This is a genomic window from Sphingobium sp. CR2-8, from assembly GCF_035818615.1.
Taxonomy (GTDB): domain Bacteria; phylum Pseudomonadota; class Alphaproteobacteria; order Sphingomonadales; family Sphingomonadaceae; genus Sphingobium.
Map to the genome: position 1 here is coordinate 1,146,595 of NZ_JAYKZY010000002.1, position 18,399 is coordinate 1,164,993.

The window sequence follows — 18,399 nt, forward strand, 5'->3', positions numbered from 1 at the left end:
GCCTTGCAGGCGCGTCACGGGCGCAATAGGCGCGAATCGACCCGAAGTATCGCAGCCACGACGGTGTGAACTTCGCAGTCATGACCCGGAAGGCGCGTGCATGTGACCCTGGCGAGGGAAAATCCGCTCCTTGCCCGATCCATCGACAAGGCGATCGTAGCCGATGCCGCCGCTACGGCATGCCCGAACGGCCCGCATCACGCTGCACAAAGTCCCGGAACGCGGATCCCGCCATGACGATGGCGTCCTGCCCCGACCGCCGCTTTTCGCCTTTTTGATCGGCCCGACCGGTGTTAGCGCAGGCGACATAGATAAGAGAGGAGCATCCGTTCATGACCCTGCCGACATTGCTTGAAGGCCGCCTGTCGCTGCCGCTGATCGGGTCGCCGATGTTCATCATCTCGCAACCCGCTTTGGTCATGGCGCAATGCCGGGCCGGGATCGTGGGGTCTTTCCCCTCGCTCAACGCGCGCCCCTCCGGCCTGTTCGAGGCGTGGTTGCAGCAATTGCAGGCGGAATTGACCGACGCCGATGCGCCCTTCGCCGTCAACCTGATCGTCCACCGATCCAATATGCGGCTGGAGGAGGATCTGGCGCTCTGCGTAAAATATAAGGTGCCGATCGTCATCACCTCGCTCGGCGCGCGGGAGGATGTGAATAGCGCGATCCACAGCTATGGCGGCATTGTCCTGCACGACGTCATCAACAATGTCTTCGCCCACAAGGCGATAGACAAGGGCTCGGACGGGCTGATCGCGGTGGCGGCGGGTGCGGGCGGCCATGCCGGTACGCTGTCGCCCTTCGCCCTGATCCAGGAAATACGGGCCTGGTTCGACGGGCCGCTCGCCCTGTCCGGCTCCATCGCCACCGGCCGCGCCATTGCCGCCGCACGGATGATGGGCGCGGACCTTGCCTATATGGGGTCGCCCTTCATCGCCACGACGGAGGCCAATGCCGACCCCGCCTACAAGCAGATGATCGTGGACAGCCATGCCGACGACATCGTCTATTCCGACGTCTTCACCGGCGTGCACGGCAATTATCTGCGGCCCAGCATCGTGGCGTCTGGGCTGGACCCGGACAGCCTGCCCAAGGCGAAGGACATGGACTTCGCAGCGATGACCGGCGGCGACAAAAAGGCGTGGCGCGACGTTTGGGGATGCGGGCAGGGTATCGGAGCGGTCGACAAGGTGCAGCCGACCGCCGATTTCGTCGCGGGGTTAGCCGCGGACTACCGTGCGGCCGTCACCGGCTTCACCCTGTAGGAAGCCGCGCAGTTCGGTGATGAAGCGGTCGAACTGGTCGTGGTGCAGCCAATGACCGGCTTGGGCGAACTCGACCAGCCGCGCGTCGCTGAAATGCGCCATGCGTCCGTCCTTCTGCGGGTTGGACGCCCAGCTGTCCTGGCCCAGGCACAGCAGGGTGGGGCAGGTGATCCGCTGCCAGAAGGCGGGCAGTTCCTCGTCGGTGCCTGCTTGGGGCGCCATACCTTTCAAATAGGGATCGAACTTCCAGCTATAGCTGCCATCCTCGTTCCGGTTGACGCCATGGCTGGTCAGATGCAGCGCCTGTTCCAGGGTCAGTTGCTCGTTGCGTTCCCGCATCCGGCCGATCGCCGCCTCGATCGTGGGATAGCGGCTGGGGATGCGCCGGGCGCGAGCGCGGCGACTGTCGATCCATTCGCGCCAGGCGTCCGGCGCGGGCTGCTCGGCCTTTTGCTGCAGGCGCGCGGGAGACAGGCCGAGGCCCTCGATCGCGACCAGCCTCGTGAGCCGGTCGGGGAACAGGCCCGCATAGCGCAGGCTGATCGCCCCGCCCAGCGAATGGCCGACGATAGTGACGGGCGGGCGGTCCAGCAGCTCGACCAGCTGCGCCAGGTCGTAGGCGTAATTGGCCATCATATAGGACCCGTCCGGCGACCAGGCGCTGTCGCCATGGCCGCGTAGGTCGGGCGCGATGACATGATAATCCCGCGACAGCGCGCGCGCCGTCCAGTCCCAGCTGCGCGCATGGTCGAAGCCGCCATGCACCAGGATCAACGTAGGCGCGGAAGGATTGCCCCAGTCGAGATAATGAAGCCGGGTCCGCAAGGACGTATAGAAATGCGAAGTCGGGGTCGGCGCTGAGGCGATGTCCATGCGGTCCTGCGGGCTGGGTACAGATACAGACCCCATTGGCGAACCGCGCCGATGTTGCAAGCCAAGAGCGACGAAAAAGTGCGGCTTTTCCACTATTTCGATCGGATTGCCGTGAAATGGGATGGGAAGGGGGAAGGTTAAAAATCGGGTAGCGATAGGATCATGCCGCCGTGCAACGCTTCGGCCTCTTGACTTGAAACGCTGCTCTGCGCACCACGCCCCTTCAAATCGGGAGCGGGACAGGCATGGCGACGAAGGCGACGATCACGGTCATTGGGGAAGCGATGCTGGAACTGAGCCGGGGCGAGGGCGACAGCTGGAACCTGCGTTATGGCGGCGACGTCATCAACACCGCCATTCATTTGGCGCGTGCCGGGGATCAGGTTCGTCTGGCCAGCGCGCTGGGCGCCGATCCGATGAGCGCGCAGCTTCTGGCCCAATGGGAAGCCGAAGGCGTGGGCACATCGCTGGTGATCGCCGCGAAGGACCGTTTGCCCGGCCTCTACGCGATCGAAACCGACGACACGGGCGAGCGCAGCTTTCACTATTGGCGCAGCGAAGCGGCCGCGCGGCGCATGTTCGACTTGCCTGAAAGTGCGGCGATGGTGGCGCAGGCGGCGCAATCGGACTTGCTCTACTTCTCGCTCATCACGCTGGCGATCCTGCCCGATGCCGGGCGAGAGGCGCTGCTGGACTTGTGCGCGCAGGTACGGGCCAATGGCGGCCGGATCGCCTTCGACGGCAATTATCGCGCCCGCCTGTGGGACGATGCGGCGACGGCGCGTCACTGGCGCGACCGCGCGATCGCGGTCAGCGACATGGGCCTCCCCACGCTCGCCGACGAGGTGGAGATGGGCGAGGCCGACGACGCGCAGGACGCGGCAGCGCGCTGGGGCGCGGACGAGGGCAGGGATGTCGTCGTCAAGCTGGGCGGCGACGGATGTCTGGTGGCGGGCGAGATCGTGGCGATCCCGCAGACGCTGGACGTGATCAATTCGAGCGGGGCGGGGGACGCCTTCAACGGCGGCTATATCCACGCCCGCTTGGCTGGGGTCAGCCCGCGTGACGCCGCGCTGGCGGGACATCGTCTGGCCGGATGGAATATCGGCCGTCGTGGCGCGATCCCGGCGCGGGATGCGCAAGCGCCCTACTGATCCCCGTTGACAGCGCCCCATGGCTTGCGCCATGGGGCAGGCAGCAAGCGGGTGTAGCTCAATGGTAGAGCTTTTGCTTCCCAAGCAAGTGACGAGGGTTCGATTCCCTTCACCCGCTCCATTCCCGACAATCCGATGGTCTATCCGACCTGCCGCTTGGCCAGTTTGCGAGCCAAGGTGCGTCGATGCATGCCCAGCCGCCGGGCGGTTTCCGAGATGTTGAAGTCGCTGTCTTTCAGCACTTCGTGAATATGCTCCCATTCCAACGTCTTGATGGATGTCGGACGCGGCGCGAGCGGCGCGGTGGGATCGCCGCCGGACCGGGCGAAAGCCGCCTCGATATCGTCGGTGTTGGACGGTTTCGCCAGGTAATTGGTGGCCCCCAGCTTGATCGCTTCGACCGCCGTGGCGATGCTGGCGAATCCGGTCAGCACGACGATCAACATGGCGGGATCATGGGCATGGAGCGCCTTGACACTGGCCAGGCCCGATTGCGGCCCAAGTTTCAGATCGACGACGGCAAAACCCGGCCGGTTGTCCGCCAGCAGCGCCGTGACGGTTTCCAGACTGTCGGCCAGCAGCACCGTATAGCCGCGCCGTTCGAACGATCGCTTGAGCGTGCGGGCGAAGCTTTCGTCATCTTCGACGATCAGCAATTGCCGTTCATGCGTCATCGGCCGTCTCCTCTTCCAAGGCCATGGTGGCAAGCGGCAGGCGCAGCAGGATCATAGCCCCACCGTCCGCGCCATTGCTGGCGTCGACCCGTCCGCCCAGCTTGCGGACCACATTGACGACCAGAAACAGGCCCAGGCCGCCGCCCTGCTTGCCCTTGCTCGATCGATAGGGTTTGCCGACATCGGCCAACATAGCCGGATCGAAGCCGGGGCCATTGTCGCGGACCGCGACATGCAGCCATTGGCTGTCGCGGCTGACCATCATGTTGATGTAGGTCGCCCCGGCTTCGCGGGCATTGTCCAGCAGGTTGGTGACGGCCTGCCGAATCACGGGGTCGGCGATGATGCGGGGATAATCATGTGGCCCGAAGTCGCAGCGCAGCGGCATCCCCGGATTGGCGATCCGCCAATCGCGCGCGATGATGTCGATGAAATCGCGGACGTTGGTGATTTCGGGCGCTTCGCCGCGCGCTTCACCTGCGGACATCAGGATGCCGGTCAATATGGTCTTGCAGCGTTTGACTGCCGCTTCCATCTCTCCCACTTCCTCGACCAGGGCGGGATGCGCCTTGATCTCTGTCATATGCCGCCAGTCGCCCAGGACGACCGCCAACTGGGCAAGCGGGGTGCCAAGCTCGTGCGCGGCGCCCGACGCGAGCAGGCCCATGCGCACGATATGCTCTTCCTCCACCGCCTGCTGCCGCAATTGCGCCAGATAGGATTCGCGCTGTTGCAGGTTGCGGGTCACGCGGGTGATGAACAGCACCAGCAGCACGGCGGTCATGGAGATGCAGATCCACGTGCCGACGATATGGAGGTCGAACAAATGGCCTTGCAGCGTCTCGCTCAAATCGAGCGGACGGTAGATGACGGCCAGCATCGCGGCGCACAGCATCGATACAGCGACGATGCCCCATACGCTCCAGCGGTGCAGCAGCATCGCGCTCAACGCAACCTGTACCAGATAGAGCGAGATGAACGGATTGGTCGCGCCGCCGCTCAGATAGAGTTGGGTGGTCAGCGCGAATACGTCGAACAGCAGAGAGAGGAACAGTTCGGCATGGGTGATGTCGGTGCGCCGCCGCAACACCATCAGGCTGCCCACATTCATCGCCGTCGCGATACAGGGCACCACCAGCATCGATGCCAATGGCAGGCGGATGTCCATGCCGAAATGCACGAACAGGATCGTTGCGACCTGTCCTGCAATGGCGATCCAGCGCAACTGCACCAGCAGCGCCATGTTGCGCCGCCCGGCGGCGTCTGCGGGCCAGCGGCCAGGCAACCAGCGCACGCGTCTCACGGGCGTTGCGGTCATCCCCGGCGATCTTTTCCCGACTGGCGCATCGTGACGATATAGGCCCCTGCGACCATCGCCGCCAGCACGAACCAGGTGATCGCATATTGGAGATGGCTGTTGGGGAAGCTGACCACCGTCAGGCCGCCGACCGGCAGGATGTCGGGGGAGGGGCCTGCCTGCGCATCGATGAAATAATTGGCTGTCCGTGGTAATTGACGTGCAGCCGCGATCGCTGCGATGTCGCGGGAATACCAGCGGTCGGCTGTGGGATCGTTGCTGCGCAGGAATCCGCCGCCCGGTTCGGTCAGGCGCAGCAGGCCAGTGACACGGATCACGCCGTGCGGCCGGTCGTAGCGAGTCTTCGCCTGTGGTGGCACGAAGCCGCGATTGATGAGGAGGATTGCGCCATCCGCCTGGCGCAGCGGGGTCATCACCCAATAGCCCGCGCCGCGCACAGTTGCGGCCTGTACCAGCGCCGCCTTGTCATGCAGGAACGTGCCGGTCGCGATGACGCGGCGATATTCGTCTGCCTTCGTCGCGCTGGCCGGTGCCGCTACCGGCGCGGCATGGATGCGGGCATCGACGCGGGCTATCAGGTCACGTTTCCATGCCAGCCGCTCCACCTGCCACATGCCGAGCGCACACAGGCCGAGGAACAGGACCAGCGCGGCCAGCGTCAGGCCGACCGGAAACCCCGCCCGCGCACCACTGGGGGCAGGGCGGGGGGCGGTCTGTGTCACGGCATCTGGCTCATGTCATGCGACATGGTCGGCATCATATTGTGGTTCAGGTGATACATGACCCACATCGACCCCGACAGGGTGATGACGACCAGCACCAGCGTGAAGATCAGCGCCATCATCGACCAGCCGCCTTCCGAACGGGTGTTCATGTGCAGGAAGTAGATCATGTGGACCACTATCTGCACCACCGCAAAAGCCATGATGATGATCGCGGTGGTCTGCGGATTGGCGAAGAAACCGGTCATGACCAGCCAGAAGGGGATGGCGGTCAGGATCACCGACAGGCCGAACCCTATCATGTAGCTGCCCCCCGTTCCGTGACTTGGGGTGCCGTGCGTGCCGGCATCATGATGATGGTCATGGCCGTGGCCATGATTGGCGTGCCCATGATCGTTTTGGGCGTGATCGTGCGCGCTCATCGCAGCATTCCCATCAGATAGACAAAGGTGAAGACGCCGATCCAGATGACGTCGAGAAAGTGCCAGAACATGGACAGGCACATCAGGCGACGCTGGTTGGCGGGGATCAGGCCTTTCCTGGCGACCTGCACCATCAGCGTCACCAGCCAGATGCAGCCGAAGGTGACGTGCAGCCCGTGGGTGCCGACCAGCGTGAAGAAGGCCGACAGGAAGCCCGACCGCATCGGCGTCGCGCCCTCATGGATCAGATGCGCGAATTCGTACATTTCGATGCTGAGGAACGCCAGGCCGAACAGGCCGGTGATCGCCAGCCAGCCCTGGGTCGCGGCGACCTTGTTCTTCTCCATCGCCAGCATGGCGAAGCCATAGGTAATGGACGAGAAGAGCAGCATGGCCGTGTTCACCGCCACCAGCGGCAGGTCGAACAGGTCTTTCGGCCCCGGTCCCGCCGCATAATTGCCGCCCAGCACCGCATAGGTGGCGAACAGGCAGGCGAAGATGAGGCAATCGCTCATCAGGTACATCCAGAAGCCCAGCATGGTGCTGGACCCTTCGGGATGATGCGGCTCATGGGCCAGGTGGAACAGCGGTTTGCCGTCCTTGTCCAGGAAGGCGGGGTCTATGGTAGGTGCGCTTGCCATGATGGTTTAACCCTTGGCTGCGAGCAGCGCGGTGCGCTCGCCCTCGGTGCGCTCCACCACATCCTTGGGGATGTAGAAGTCGCGCTTGTAGTTGAAGGTGTGGCCGATCGCGACGGCAAGGATGCCGACGAAGCTCAGGCCCGCGAGCCACCAGATGTACCAGATCATGCCGACCGAGAAGGCGACGGACAGCCCGGCGATGATGATGCCGGTGCCCGTGTTGCTGGGCATGTGGATCGGCTCGTAGCCCGACAGCGGCCGCTGATAACCCCGCTTCTTCATGTCGGCCCAGGCATCATTGTCGTGGATGACGGGGGTGAAGGCGAAGTTATAGTCTGGCGGGGGCGAACTGGTCGCCCATTCCAGCGTGCGGCCGTTCCACGGATCACCGGTCGTGTCGCGCAGCTTATCGCGGTTGATGATGCTGACGGCGAACTGCACGAACATGCAGGCGATGCCGGCCGCGATCATCAGCGCGCCGAAGGCGGCGATCTGGAACCAGATTTGCAGGCTGGGATCGTCGAACACGCGCATCCGGCGGGTCACGCCCATCAGTCCCAGGATGTAGAGCGGCATGAAGGCGAACCAGAAGCCCACGACCCACAGCCAGAAGCTGCGCTTGCCCCATTTGGTGTCCAGCGTGAAGCCGAACGCCTTGGGCCACCAATAGTTGATCGCCGCGAACAGGCCGAACAGCACGCCGCCGATGATGACGTTGTGGAAGTGCGCGATCAGGAACAGCGAATTGTGCAGCACGAAGTCCGCAGGCGGCACGGCGAGCAGCACGCCGGTCATGCCGCCGACGGTGAAGGTCAGCATGAAGGCGACCGTCCACATCATCGGCAGGTCGAACCGGATGCGCCCGCGATACATGGTGAACAGCCAGTTGAAGAGCTTAGCGCCCGTCGGGATGGAAATGACCATCGTCGTGATGCCGAAGAAGCTGTTGACGCTGGCGCCCGACCCCATGGTGAAGAAATGGTGCAGCCACACGAGGTAGGACAGGATCGCGATGACGACCGTCGCATAGACCATCGAGGAGTAGCCGAAGAGGCGCTTGTTCGAGAAGGTCGACGTGACTTCGCTGAACACGCCGAACAGCGGCAGGATAAGAATGTAGACTTCGGGGTGACCCCAAATCCAGATCAGGTTCACATACATCATGGGGTTGCCGCCCATGTCGTTGGTGAAGAAGGCGGTGCCGACATAGCGGTCGAGGCTGAGCAGCGCCAGCACGGTGGTCAGCACCGGGAAGGCCGCGACGATCAGGACGTTGGCGCACAGCGAGGTCCAGGTGAAGACCGGCAGCTTCATCATGTTCATGCCCGGCGCGCGCATCTTGACGATGGTCGCGATCAGGTTGACGCCCGACAGCAGCGTGCCGATGCCCGCGATCTGCAGACCCCAGATATAATAATCGACCCCCACGCCCGGCGAATAGGCGATGCCCGACAGCGGTGGATAGGCCAGCCAGCCGGTACGCGCGAACTCACCCACGAACAGCGACATCATGACGATCACGGCGCCCGCCGTGGTCATCCAGAAGCTGAAATTGTTGAGGAAGGGGAAGGACACGTCGCGCGCGCCGATCTGGAGCGGGACGATATAGTTCATGATCCCGGTGATCATCGGCATCGCGACGAAGAAGATCATGATGACGCCATGCGCCGTGAAAATCTGGTCGTAGTGATGGGCGTTCAGATAGCCCTCCGACCCGTTGAACGCCATCGCCTGCTGCAGACGCATCATGACCGCGTCGGCAAAGCCGCGTACGAACATGATGAGCCCTAAGATCATATACATGATGCCGATGCGCTTATGGTCGACGGTGGTGAACCAGTCGTTCCACAACATGCCCCACAATTTATACTTGGTGATGCCCGCGACGACGACGAGGCCGCCGAGCATGACCATGATGAAGGTGCCGACGACGATCGGCTCGTGCAGGGGCAGCGAACTCCAGTCGAGCCGACCGAATATCAGCTTCCAGATGCCGCTATTTTCAGAGGCGGGGGAGGGGGACATGGCGTCTAGCCTTCAGGCGAGAGAGAAAAGAAAGAACGGGAGGAGATCATGGGCATCACATGCCCTCATGACCGGCATGGCCGTTGCCATGCCCATCACCGTCCTGCTGGCCGGGGGCTTGCTTGCCCTGCGCGGCCGGGGTGCGATCCGCCGCCGGGGTCATGCCCGCGGGCTGGGCGATCTCGCCCTTCTTGCCCGGTTCGACCGGATGATAGCCGCCGACATCGATCGTGCCGTCATGGCGCAGCCCTTCCATGTCATGCGCCAATTCCTTGCCCGCGCCGCCCATGCTGTCGGTCATCATGACCGCGTCCATGCACTTCTTGCCGGGCTGGACGCACATGTTGAGGGCGTCGTGGAACAGCTTGGGTTCGACGCCGCTGAAATACATCGGCGGCACCTTCTCGCTCGGCTGCTCCAGCTTGACGTAGGCCGAGCGATCCAGCGTCGCGCCGCTGGCCTTTACCTTTGCGACCCACTGATCGAAGCCGGCCTGGTCCATCGCGTGGAAGCGGAAGCGCATGTTGGAGAAGCCTGCGCCCGAATAGTTGGCGGAAAAGCCCTCATAATTGCCCGGCTTGTTGGCGACCGCGTGCAACACCGTCTGCATGCCCGGCATGGCGTAGATCTGGCCGGCCAGCGCGGGCACGAAGAAACTGTTCATGATGGTCGAGGAGGTGATCTTGAACTCGATCGGCTGGTCGACCGGGGCCGCCAGTTCGTTCACCGTCGCGATGCCCAGCTCGGGATAGATGAACACCCATTTCCAATCCATCGCCACCACTTCGACCTGCAGCCGCTTGGCGGCCGGATCGACCTTGCGCGCATGATCGACGCGCTCGATCGGGCGATAGGGATCGAGCAGATGGGTGCTGCTCCACGTCACCGCGCCCAGCGCGATGATGATCAGCAGCGGCGCCGACCAGATCAGCAGTTCCAGGCTGGTCGAATGATCCCAGTCGGGATCATAATCCTCCGCCTTCGCCTTTTCGCGATATTTCCACGCGAACCAGATCGTCATCGCCATCACCGGGATGATGATGAGCAGCATCAGGGCGGTCGAAATGAGGATGAGGTTGCGTTGCTGCATTGCAACGTCACCGGCAGGCGACATGACCACCCAGTCGCATCCCCCCAGGGGCAGCAGCAGCAGTGGTGCAATTCGGCGCAGAAACGCGCGCTTCGTGGCGGAATGGCGGGCTATCATGCGGCCCGCATAATCAGGATGGCCATCGCGTGACATTGGACCTTTTGTCCTATCCCTGCGCAGGTGCAAAATAGGGCATGGGTTAAATAACCCCCGGGATGATTCGTCGTGCAACGAAGTGTGGCACGGATCGTTCCCGCAGCATGAAGGTCCGTTTTACCCCATGACTTCCGCGACGACCACGCCCAACTCCACCCAGGCGGAGCGCGACGTGCGCCAGCTTCATGCGCATGGTCATAAGAAGATCGCGCCCGGCGAAATCGCGATCGGCGTCATCATCGGCCGCACGTCGGAGTTTTTCGACTTCTTCGTCTATGCGATCGCGTCCTGCATCGTGTTCCCGGCGCATATCTTCCCCTATCTGTCGCCGCTGGCGGGCACGCTCTGGTCCTTTGCGATCTTCGCGCTCGCGTTCGTCACGCGGCCGATCGGCTCCTTCATCTTCATGGCGGTCGACCGCGCTTATGGTCGTGGGGTGAAGCTCACTATCGCCTTGTTCCTGCTCGGCGGATCGACGGCGGCCATCGCCTTCCTGCCGGGATACGCCACGATCGGCCATTGGGCCGCTATCCTGCTGGCGCTGTTCCGCGCCGGGCAGGGCGTGGCGCTGGGCGGCACCTGGGACGGCCTGGCCTCGCTCCTTTCGTTGAATGCGCCGGAACATAAGCGCGGCTGGTATGCCATGATGCCGCAGTTGGGCGCGCCGCTGGCGCTGATGGTGACGGCCGGGCTGTTCGCCTTCTTCCTCACCACCCTTTCGGATGCGGACTTCCTCGACTGGGGCTGGCGCTATCCCTTCTTCGTCGCCTTCGCGATCAACGTGGTGGCGCTGTTCGCCCGCCTGCGGATCGTCGTGACGCATGAGTTCGAACGTCTGTTCGAAAGCCGCGAATTGCAGCCCTCGCCGGTCGTGGAAACCGTGCGGAGCGAAGGTCGCAACATCATCATCGGCGCTTTTGCACCCCTGGCCAGTTTCGCGCTGTTCCACATGGTCACGGTATTCCCGCTGTCGTGGATCGCGCTCTACACGGATCAGCCGCTCGAACGCTTCCTGATGATTGAAGTCATCGGCGCATTCGTGGGCGTACTGGCGATCATCGTGTCGGGCTTCGTCGCCGACATGGTGGGCCGCCGGACGCTGCTGGGCTGGTCGGCCTTGGGCATCGGGATTTTCGCGGTTGCCGCGCCGCTGTTGCTGAATGGCGGTGATCTGGGCGAAGTCGCGTTCATGGTGTTGGGCTTCATCCTGCTGGGGCTGAGCTTCGGTCAGTCTTCGGGCATCGTCGCTTCCAACTTCCGCACCGCGACGCGCTATACCGGATCGGCGTTGACGTCGGATCTGGCCTGGCTGGTGGGCGCGGGTTTCGCGCCGCTGGTGGCGCTGTTCATTTCGGCCGAGTTCGGCCTGGCGGCATCGGGCATCTATCTGCTGTCGGGTGCGATCGTGACCGGCATCGCCCTGTTCGTGAACAAGGAACTGGCTGGCCGCGACCGTTAAGACGCAGTTCGCATCCGCTTCAATGCTTTCCGGTCGAACCAGGCGGTGAGGCCGGGGCGCGGACGGAAGCGGGGCAGCCAGTCGGCATAGAGGATCGACAGACGCGCGGGGAGGCCATCCGGCCCCTCGCGCGTCATGATGTCCGACACGATCCGGTTCTGGTAGAAACGCACCGAATAGTTGATCAGCCGCTTATAATGCATGCGCCAGGTCTGCGGCCGCGCCAGGCTGACCTGTTCGCACAGGAAGCCCGCGCCGTCGCACGGCACTACGCGCTTTTGCTGCCACGCGCTGTCCTTTTGCAGCCCGGTATGCGCCCAGGAGGCGACCAGTCCGTCGTCACCGACCAGGTCGTCGGGCAGGCGTAGACCGCGCGTCCTGATCTCCGCCAGAAAAGGCCCGGACAGCGCATAGAGGTCGCCGAACAGCCCGCCTTCGCTATGCAGCGTGCCGCGATAGATGGACGCCATGCGGCCGTTCATCGGCATGCCCGACGCGGCATGGGCATGGGGGTGGGCTGCGAGGCTGGCGACCAGTGCATCGATCGATCCGGTGACGATCTGGGCGTCGCCGTCCAGGAACACGACCGCGTCTTCCTCCCCCGTCAGCAGGTCATGGACCATATGGTTCCAGGTCCGCGATTTGCCCCCTGCCGCTATGTCATGGACGATGACGTTCGGCCGTCCGTCAGCTGCCGCCTGCGCGCGTGTTACCGTGGCGTCGGTGGTGCCGTTGACCAGCACATGGAAAATCGTGCCCGGCCGGTCGAGCGGCAGGGACGCCAGGCAGGCGCCGATCCGCCGTTCCTCCTGATGGGCGAAGATGGCGACGGCGACGGAAGAAGGGGCGACCGTCATGGCGCTTAACGGAAATCCCAGCTCTGCTGGCCATGCTGGCTGGGGTCCAGGCCATCCAATTCTGCCTGTGCGCTGACCCGCATCGGGATCACGACCGACACGATCAGCGCCGCGATCGCGCTGCCGACCATGGCCCAGAGCGCGACGACGACCAGACCGATCGCCTGCGCCGTCAGGGCGCCCGTCAGGGTGATGTTCGCGTCGAAACCGACCCCGCCCATCAGCGGCAGGACGAAGACCGGCAGCAGGAGGATGCCGGTCAGGCCGCCCAGACCATGGATAGCGAAGACGCCCGCGCCATCATCCACCCGGCGTGCGACGACGCCTGCGCCGATGCGGGAGACGAAGGCGGCGATGACGCCGATCAGCATCGCGCCGCCGGTGCCGACCAGCGCGGCGGACGCCGATATGGCGGCGACCCCCGCCAGCCCGCCCGACAGGATGCCAGTCGCGCTGCTCTGTGCGCTCAGCAACCGATCGAGCAACGCCCAGGTCAGCGCCGCCGCGCAGGCGGCGAAGAGATGGTTCAGGATCGCGGTCGCGGCGTCGTCGGTCGCGCCCAGCGCCCATCCGCCGACCACGCCCGACAGGCCGACCCAAAGCAGCGCGCCGCCCGCCATGCTCAGCAGCGGGCTGTGCCCCGCACTGGTCGGTTCGCGCCGTGCGCCCACGATGAGGGCGAGGGCGAGGGCGGAAAAGCCCGCCGTGCCATGCAGGACCAGCCCGCCGGCGAAATCCATGACGCCCAGGTCCGCCAGCCAGCCGCCGCCCCAGACCGCATGGGCAATGGGGGTATAGACCAGCAGCATCCACAAGGGGGTAAAGGCGATCCACCAGCCGATCCGCGTCCGTTCCGTGACTGCGCCGACCAGCAGGCAGGCGGCAAGCAAGGCGAGGCTGAGCTGGAACAAGACGAAGGCGGATTCGGGCACGGTCAGCCCGTCGCGCAATGCACTGAGATTGGCGAGCAACAGGTTGGACCCGCCGCCCAGCCAGGCGCTGCCCGGCGCATAGGCCAGGCTGTAACCGGCAATCGCCCAGGTCAGCATGGCGATGGCGGCCACCGCCGCGCCCTGCGCCGACGCCGACAGGGCGTTGCGTACGTTGACCTGCCCCGCATGGCGCAGCATCAGTCCGGGCAGGGCCGCCAGCAGCACCAGCAGCGCGCAGAGGATCATCCAGCCGGTATCGCCGCTGTCCGCGACGGCAACCTGCGCCCAGGCAGGTTGTGGCAGTGCGATCGCGGCGAGGAGAGGCAGGACGGAAGAAAGGCGCATCGTCGGGAATCCCGCTGTCAGAAGTGGGGGCGGTCTAACCCCATGCTGGTAAAGTTTTCGATAAGTAGCGCACAAGGATATGCAAGGTCACAGCGACGCGTCATGGCGAAGTTCACACCGTTGTCAGGCATAGACAAGCGAAATTGCCCCCATTGCGACAGGGATGCGACTGACATGCGCCGCCCACGCTACACATGGGTCACGCCGACGCGTCACTGGGGTCACAGCGGCGCGACAGGCAAGCGACAGGCAGGTGACGGCTATCCGTTCCTTTTCGGGGCGGGGCGGGGGACGCGGCTGTCCGCGAAAGGATCGGCCATGCGCGCGGCGTGGAGCGCCAGCGCCTGATCCCATGTCCGGTCGAACGCCGTGCCCGCCAGCCGTTGCCGCAGGCGATGGGCGCTGGACCGCGACATGCCAGCCGCGCGGGCGGCGCGGGAGACGTTGCCGCTGTCGAGCAACGCGGCGAGGAAGAGGCGCTGCCGGGCTGGCGTCCAGTGCGCGCGGTCGGGGGTTTGCACCGCATCGGGTGCGGGGGTGGGATGCTGTTTCATCCGGAAGGATAGATCAGAGACAGCGCGAATAGGAAAGTGAGGGGTGGTCCTTCTCCCGCAGGCGGGAGAAGGATACGCAGCCTTGCCGCTAAGCGGCTAGGCGGAGTTGGATGAGGGTAAGCGGGCCGGAGGCCCGCGCCCTTGCTAACGCAAGGGCAAGACCCTCACCCTCCCACGCCTTCGGCGCGGGCCCCTCCCTCTCCCGCGAAGGCGGGAGAGGGTTTGGACCTATCGCTGCGAAGGCGCGCTCTTCCGCTAGAACCGTTCCCCGCCGCATGCCACGCGGCCGGTGCCGCGATTGTCGACGGTGCAGGCGGCCTTGCCGGTTATGGTGACGTCGCCCGACCCCGAAGCCGTGATGCGGGCGGTGACGTCGGCGGTCAGGGCAATGCTGCCCGGTCCTTCATTGCCGACACTGGCCTGTCGCGCGAACAGCGGTTCGGCGGCGAGCGTGCCGGGGCCGTTGACGCGGACATTGGCGATGCCGGTGCGGCCCGCCAGCGACACCCGGCCGCCACCTGCCAGCGCGACATCGATGCGGTCCAGTTCGACTTTCGAGACCGTGACGTCGCCATTGCCGCCCGACACGATCTGCCCCTGCAATCCCTTCATCCGGTCGATCGACACCGATCCGCCGCCGGTCAGCACGATCCGATCGACCATGCCGGTCGACAGGCGCAGCGTCGCCGCGCCGCCGCTTTTCTCCCCAGCGCGCGGCCGATCCATGGAGACGATGAGCAGGCGACCCGAGACATCGACCTTGAGCCGGTCGAGCGCCGCCTGGTCGCCCTCCGCCCGCGCCGATGCGCCCGCGCCCGTCGTCAGGACAACGGTGACGGGCGCGTCCACGCGGATCGCGTCGAAGCTGGTGATGGTAAATCCGCGCGTTGCCGCCATCGCGGGCATGGCCGTCAGCAGGGCCGCGCCCGCCAAAGCCATGGCGCTCAGGGTGCGCAGCGCGCCTCGCCCGGTCCTGTTCCGCTCGTCGTGCATTGTGCCTTGCCCTTCACCGTCACGTCGCCCGGACCCATGATGCTGATAGCGACCTTCCCGTCGGAGGCAAAGTCGATGTCGCCTGCGCCCAGGATTGATACCTCGGCGCTGCCGACCTTCAGCCCCTCGGCGTCGATGTCGCCTGCGCCGGTGATCGACAGTTTGGCGCGGTCCGCCGTGCCCGCGATCTTCATCGACCCCGCGCCGGTGATGTCGCTGGTCAGGGACGCGAGCTTTACCGCGCCGATGCGGAAATCACCCGCACCGGTCAGCGACAGGGTGAGGCTGTCGCCGTCCGCCCGGTCCAGGTCGAAATCGCCCGCGCCGGTCAGGTCTGCGGCCTTGATCGCCGGCATGGTGACGCGGACGGTGGCGCTCTTGTCGCCGTCGCCGCTGCCCCAGTTCCAGCTTAAGGCGGACTTGCGCCCGATCACCAGCTTGCCGTTCCGCACGCGGATGTCGAGGGCGGCGACTGCCTTGGCGTCGCCGTCGGCCTTGACCGCAAAGCCATTGCCGACCGTCACGACGACATTGTCCGGCCCGGTCGCGTCGATGGCGTCGAAATCCTTGAGCGCCGACCAGTCCTGCGCGCTGCGGGTGACGTCATCGGCGGCTGGCGACTCGTCGTTGCGCGAGCAGGCGGCGGTGGACAGGGCCATGACGGCCAGCGCCGCGCCCGACAGCAAGGCGGCGAAGGGAAGGGGACGGGACATCGCACACTCCTGTTTGTGTATTGCTATCATAATACACATGGTGGGTGGCGGTTCCACCCCCCCTTGTTCGTCAGACTCGATCAGGCAATGATAGCCACTTGAAAATATGGAGTCTTCGTCGATGCGTTTGTCCCTTCTTACCCTGCCTTTGCTTTCCATGATGGCCGTTCCGGTCCATGCGCAGGATGGCGGGGACGCAGGCGCGCGCTGGTGGGCGCATGTGCAGGCGCTGGCCGATGACGGGATGGAAGGGCGCGGCACCGGGACGCCCGGCTACGATCGCGCGGCCGATTATGTGATCGCGCAGTTCAAGGCGCTGGGTTTGAAGCCTGCAGGCGTGGACGGCTACAAGCAGCCGGTGGCCTTTGTCGAACAGACGATCCAGTCGGATCGCAGCAATGCGGCGCTGGTCGGACCGCAGGGGGAAACGGCGCTGGCCGTGCCGGGCGACCTCATCTTTTCGGGCGGCGGCGGGCCGGTTCCTGAAAAGATCGACGCGCCGATGGTATTTGCGGGCTATGGCCTGCATCTGCCCGAAGCTGGACATGATGATTTTGCCGGGCTGGACCTGAAGGGCAAGATCGTCGTCGTCCTGTCGGGCGGCCCGGCGGATATTGCGGGCGCGCTCAAGTCGCATGCCCGGTCCGAACGGGCGCAATGGCTGGCGGCGCGCGGCGCGCTGGGCCTCATCACCCTGGTGACGCCCAAGCAGGTCGAGATTCCCTGGGTCCGCCGCGTGGCGCTGGCCAGTGCGCCGGCGCTCTACTTCGCCGATTCCGCGATGCGCGAGACGCAGGCCCCGTTCCTGAACGCGCAGCTCGATCCCGCCAAGTCGGCGCAATTTTTTGCGGGGACGGGCAAGGATTTCGCCACGATCGCCGCAGCGGCCGATGTGTCCGCGCCGGTCGCCAGCTTCCCGCTCGCGCTGCGGTTCAAGGCGCAAGTGGCCGCCAAGCGCCGCGACCTGTCCTCGCCCAATCTGGTGGCGGTGATGCCGGGCAGCGACCCCAAGCTGCGGGCCGAGCATGTGGTTCTGTCGGCGCATCTGGACGGCTATGGCGTGGGTACGCCGATCAAGGGCGACGCGATCTACAATGGCGCGTTCGACAATGCGTCGGGCGTCGCCAGCGTGCTGGAGATCGCCAAGGCGCTGAAAGCCAGCGGGGTGAAGCCCAAGCGGTCCATCCTCTTCACCATCGTCACGGCGGAGGAGAAGGGGTTGCTGGGTGCGCGCTATTTCGCGCGGCGGCCGACCGTGCCGCAGAAGAGCATCGTCGCGGACCTGAATTTCGACATGGCGCTGCCGATCTTCCCGCTGACCAGCGTGACGCCGATCGGCTATGACCAGAGTTCGCTCGGCAAGGATGCAGAGGTGGTGAGCGCGCAGATGGACCTGCCGATCACGCCCGATCCCTTCCCCGATCGCAACGTGTTCATCCGGTCCGATCAATATGCCTTCATCCGCGAAGGCATCCCGGCGCTGTTCTTCAAATATGGGTTCAAGGCGGGGACGCCCGAAGCCGAAACCGAAAAGGCGTGGCGGGCGAACATCTATCATTCGCCCTTCGACGATCTGAAACAGCCGGTCATGCCCGCCGAAAGCGCGAAGTTGAATGCCTATGTGACTGCGGTGACGTTGCGCGTCGCCAATGCGCCTGCGCGTCCGGCGTGGAACAAGGACAGCTTCTTCCAGCGCTTCGTCAAATAAGGGGCCTAAGCGGCTGGCTGGCTTTCATACAGTTCCAGCGGCAGGCCGTCTGGATCGGCGAAGAAGGTGAAGCGCTGGCCGGTATGTTCGTCGATGCGGATCGGTTCGCAGTCCACCCCCGCTTCGCCCAGCCGCGCCACCTCCGCGTCGATATCGTCGACCAAGAAGGCGAGGTGGCGCAGCCCGCAGGCCTCCGGGCGGCTGGGGCGGGCAGGGGGATCGGGGAAGGAAAACAGCTCGATCTGCGCATTGCCCGCGTCGAGATCGCATTTCCACGACAGCCGTTCGGCGCGCCACACTTCGCGGATGACAGGCAGTTGCAGGATGTCGCGATAGAAGGCGCGGGAGCGCGCATAGTCGGAGCAGATGAGGGCGATGTGGTGGATGGCGCGCATCGGGCGGGTTTAGGCGGTTCGGGCGATGGTGGGAATGGGGATTTCGAAGGATTTCCGTCATTCCCAACTTCGTCATCCCCGGCTTGACCCGGGATGACGGTGT

General features: G+C 64.9%; 18 protein-coding genes and 1 tRNA gene. 5 read left to right on the forward strand and 14 right to left on the reverse strand.

Annotated features, from left to right (window positions below):
* The first annotated feature begins 332 nt into the window (after positions 1-332).
* A complete protein-coding gene (locus tag U5A82_RS09515) occupies positions 333-1,265 on the forward strand; it encodes an NAD(P)H-dependent flavin oxidoreductase (RefSeq protein WP_326290405.1) in 933 nt (310 codons plus the stop codon).
* Here the strand turns inward: U5A82_RS09515 and U5A82_RS09520 are convergent.
* Positions 1,221-2,138: an alpha/beta fold hydrolase gene (locus U5A82_RS09520; RefSeq protein ID WP_326290406.1), complete on the reverse strand. Its 918-nt coding sequence runs from the start codon at positions 2,136-2,138 to the stop codon at positions 1,221-1,223. The genes U5A82_RS09515 and U5A82_RS09520 overlap by 45 nt on opposite strands.
* 245 nt (positions 2,139-2,383) lie before the next feature.
* On the opposite strand from U5A82_RS09520, the gene U5A82_RS09525 reads away from it, so the two are divergent.
* Together U5A82_RS09525 and U5A82_RS09530 are read left to right on the forward strand one after the other, a co-directional pair.
* Positions 2,384-3,292 (forward strand): sugar kinase, encoded by a 909-nt coding sequence (locus tag U5A82_RS09525; RefSeq protein WP_326290408.1) that lies wholly within the window; start codon positions 2,384-2,386, stop codon positions 3,290-3,292.
* Positions 3,293-3,339: 47 nt separating this feature from the next.
* Positions 3,340-3,413: transfer RNA gene (locus U5A82_RS09530), tRNA-Gly, on the forward strand.
* Positions 3,414-3,432: 19 nt separating this feature from the next.
* Here U5A82_RS09530 and U5A82_RS09535 read toward each other — a convergent pair.
* Genes U5A82_RS09535 through cyoA form a run of 7 tightly spaced genes read right to left on the reverse strand, consistent with a single transcriptional unit; the run spans position 3,433 to position 10,301 of the window.
* Positions 3,433-3,966 carry a response regulator transcription factor gene (locus tag U5A82_RS09535; protein WP_326290410.1) on the reverse strand — a complete coding sequence of 178 codons (534 nt, stop codon included), beginning with the start codon at positions 3,964-3,966 and terminating at the stop codon, positions 3,433-3,435.
* Positions 3,956-5,284: an ATP-binding protein gene (locus U5A82_RS09540; protein ID WP_326290411.1), complete on the reverse strand. Its 1,329-nt coding sequence runs from the start codon at positions 5,282-5,284 to the stop codon at positions 3,956-3,958. The genes U5A82_RS09535 and U5A82_RS09540 overlap by 11 nt, the downstream gene beginning before the upstream one ends.
* Entirely contained in the window at positions 5,281-6,006 is a 726-nt protein-coding gene (locus U5A82_RS09545; protein WP_326290412.1) for an SURF1 family protein, read from the reverse strand. The genes U5A82_RS09540 and U5A82_RS09545 overlap by 4 nt, the downstream gene beginning before the upstream one ends.
* The gene (gene cyoD / locus U5A82_RS09550) at positions 6,003-6,428 is read right to left on the reverse strand and encodes a cytochrome o ubiquinol oxidase subunit IV (protein ID WP_326290414.1); all 426 of its coding nucleotides are present in this window, start codon (positions 6,426-6,428) and stop codon (positions 6,003-6,005) included. The genes U5A82_RS09545 and cyoD overlap by 4 nt, the downstream gene beginning before the upstream one ends.
* Positions 6,425-7,069, reverse strand: a complete 645-nt coding sequence (gene cyoC, locus U5A82_RS09555; RefSeq protein ID WP_326290416.1) for a cytochrome o ubiquinol oxidase subunit III — start codon at positions 7,067-7,069, stop codon at positions 6,425-6,427. The genes cyoD and cyoC overlap by 4 nt, the downstream gene beginning before the upstream one ends.
* A 6-nt stretch (positions 7,070-7,075) precedes the next feature.
* Positions 7,076-9,094 carry a cytochrome o ubiquinol oxidase subunit I gene (gene cyoB, locus U5A82_RS09560; protein ID WP_326290418.1) on the reverse strand — a complete coding sequence of 673 codons (2,019 nt, stop codon included), beginning with the start codon at positions 9,092-9,094 and terminating at the stop codon, positions 7,076-7,078.
* 55 nt (positions 9,095-9,149) lie between these two features.
* A complete protein-coding gene (gene cyoA, locus U5A82_RS09565; RefSeq protein ID WP_326290419.1) occupies positions 9,150-10,301 on the reverse strand; it encodes a ubiquinol oxidase subunit II in 1,152 nt (383 codons plus the stop codon).
* A gap of 163 nt (positions 10,302-10,464) precedes the next feature.
* Here cyoA and U5A82_RS09570 point away from each other — a divergent pair, with 163 nt between their 5' ends.
* On the forward strand, positions 10,465-11,799 hold the full coding sequence (locus U5A82_RS09570; protein ID WP_326290421.1) for an MFS transporter: 1,335 nt from the start codon (positions 10,465-10,467) through the stop codon (positions 11,797-11,799).
* Here the strand turns inward: U5A82_RS09570 and U5A82_RS09575 are convergent.
* The 5 genes from U5A82_RS09575 to U5A82_RS09595 form a co-directional block, all read right to left on the reverse strand.
* Positions 11,796-12,656, reverse strand: coding sequence for a glycosyltransferase family 2 protein (locus U5A82_RS09575; protein ID WP_326290423.1), 861 nt, complete (start codon positions 12,654-12,656; stop codon positions 11,796-11,798). The two genes, U5A82_RS09570 and U5A82_RS09575, sit on opposite strands and share 4 nt — an antisense overlap.
* A 5-nt stretch (positions 12,657-12,661) precedes the next feature.
* Positions 12,662-13,933, reverse strand: a complete 1,272-nt coding sequence (locus U5A82_RS09580) for an ammonium transporter (RefSeq protein ID WP_326290425.1) — start codon at positions 13,931-13,933, stop codon at positions 12,662-12,664.
* A 260-nt stretch (positions 13,934-14,193) separates the two neighbouring features.
* The gene (locus U5A82_RS09585) at positions 14,194-14,487 is read right to left on the reverse strand and encodes a terminase small subunit (protein ID WP_326290426.1); all 294 of its coding nucleotides are present in this window, start codon (positions 14,485-14,487) and stop codon (positions 14,194-14,196) included.
* Positions 14,488-14,742: 255 nt separating this feature from the next.
* Positions 14,743-15,480 carry a GIN domain-containing protein gene (locus U5A82_RS09590; protein WP_326290428.1) on the reverse strand — a complete coding sequence of 246 codons (738 nt, stop codon included), beginning with the start codon at positions 15,478-15,480 and terminating at the stop codon, positions 14,743-14,745.
* A complete protein-coding gene (locus U5A82_RS09595) occupies positions 15,432-16,193 on the reverse strand; it encodes a head GIN domain-containing protein (protein ID WP_326290430.1) in 762 nt (253 codons plus the stop codon). The genes U5A82_RS09590 and U5A82_RS09595 overlap by 49 nt, the downstream gene beginning before the upstream one ends.
* Before the next feature lie 121 nt (positions 16,194-16,314).
* Between U5A82_RS09595 and U5A82_RS09600 the strand changes: the two genes are divergently transcribed.
* Positions 16,315-17,901 carry a M28 family metallopeptidase gene (locus U5A82_RS09600; RefSeq protein WP_442802163.1) on the forward strand — a complete coding sequence of 529 codons (1,587 nt, stop codon included), beginning with the start codon at positions 16,315-16,317 and terminating at the stop codon, positions 17,899-17,901.
* Positions 17,902-17,906: 5 nt separating this feature from the next.
* Here U5A82_RS09600 and gloA2 read toward each other — a convergent pair whose 3' ends face one another.
* A complete protein-coding gene (gene gloA2, locus U5A82_RS09605) occupies positions 17,907-18,296 on the reverse strand; it encodes an SMU1112c/YaeR family gloxylase I-like metalloprotein (RefSeq protein WP_326290432.1) in 390 nt (129 codons plus the stop codon).
* Positions 18,297-18,399 lie beyond the last annotated feature (103 nt).

Excerpts from the sequence above, each read along its gene's own strand:
- U5A82_RS09535 (WP_326290410.1), bottom strand. The coding sequence starts at position 3,966 with ATGACGCATGAACGGCAATTGCTGATCGTCGAAGATGACGAAAGCTTC.
- U5A82_RS09585 (WP_326290426.1), bottom strand. The coding sequence starts at position 14,487 with ATGAAACAGCATCCCACCCCCGCACCCGATGCGGTGCAAACCCCCGAC.
- U5A82_RS09520 (WP_326290406.1), bottom strand. The coding sequence starts at position 2,138 with ATGGACATCGCCTCAGCGCCGACCCCGACTTCGCATTTCTATACGTCC.
- U5A82_RS09525 (WP_326290408.1), top strand. The coding sequence starts at position 2,384 with ATGGCGACGAAGGCGACGATCACGGTCATTGGGGAAGCGATGCTGGAA.
- U5A82_RS09540 (WP_326290411.1), bottom strand. The coding sequence starts at position 5,284 with ATGACCGCAACGCCCGTGAGACGCGTGCGCTGGTTGCCTGGCCGCTGG.
- U5A82_RS09595 (WP_326290430.1), bottom strand. The coding sequence starts at position 16,193 with ATGTCCCGTCCCCTTCCCTTCGCCGCCTTGCTGTCGGGCGCGGCGCTG.
- U5A82_RS09570 (WP_326290421.1), top strand. The coding sequence starts at position 10,465 with ATGACTTCCGCGACGACCACGCCCAACTCCACCCAGGCGGAGCGCGAC.
- U5A82_RS09590 (WP_326290428.1), bottom strand. The coding sequence starts at position 15,480 with ATGCACGACGAGCGGAACAGGACCGGGCGAGGCGCGCTGCGCACCCTG.
- cyoC (WP_326290416.1), bottom strand. The coding sequence starts at position 7,069 with ATGGCAAGCGCACCTACCATAGACCCCGCCTTCCTGGACAAGGACGGC.
- U5A82_RS09600 (WP_442802163.1), top strand. The coding sequence starts at position 16,315 with ATGCGTTTGTCCCTTCTTACCCTGCCTTTGCTTTCCATGATGGCCGTT.
- U5A82_RS09580 (WP_326290425.1), bottom strand. The coding sequence starts at position 13,933 with ATGCGCCTTTCTTCCGTCCTGCCTCTCCTCGCCGCGATCGCACTGCCA.
- U5A82_RS09515 (WP_326290405.1), top strand. The coding sequence starts at position 333 with ATGACCCTGCCGACATTGCTTGAAGGCCGCCTGTCGCTGCCGCTGATC.
- U5A82_RS09575 (WP_326290423.1), bottom strand. The coding sequence starts at position 12,656 with ATGACGGTCGCCCCTTCTTCCGTCGCCGTCGCCATCTTCGCCCATCAG.
- cyoA (WP_326290419.1), bottom strand. The coding sequence starts at position 10,301 with ATGATAGCCCGCCATTCCGCCACGAAGCGCGCGTTTCTGCGCCGAATT.
- cyoB (WP_326290418.1), bottom strand. The coding sequence starts at position 9,094 with ATGTCCCCCTCCCCCGCCTCTGAAAATAGCGGCATCTGGAAGCTGATA.
- cyoD (WP_326290414.1), bottom strand. The coding sequence starts at position 6,428 with ATGAGCGCGCACGATCACGCCCAAAACGATCATGGGCACGCCAATCAT.
- gloA2 (WP_326290432.1), bottom strand. The coding sequence starts at position 18,296 with ATGCGCGCCATCCACCACATCGCCCTCATCTGCTCCGACTATGCGCGC.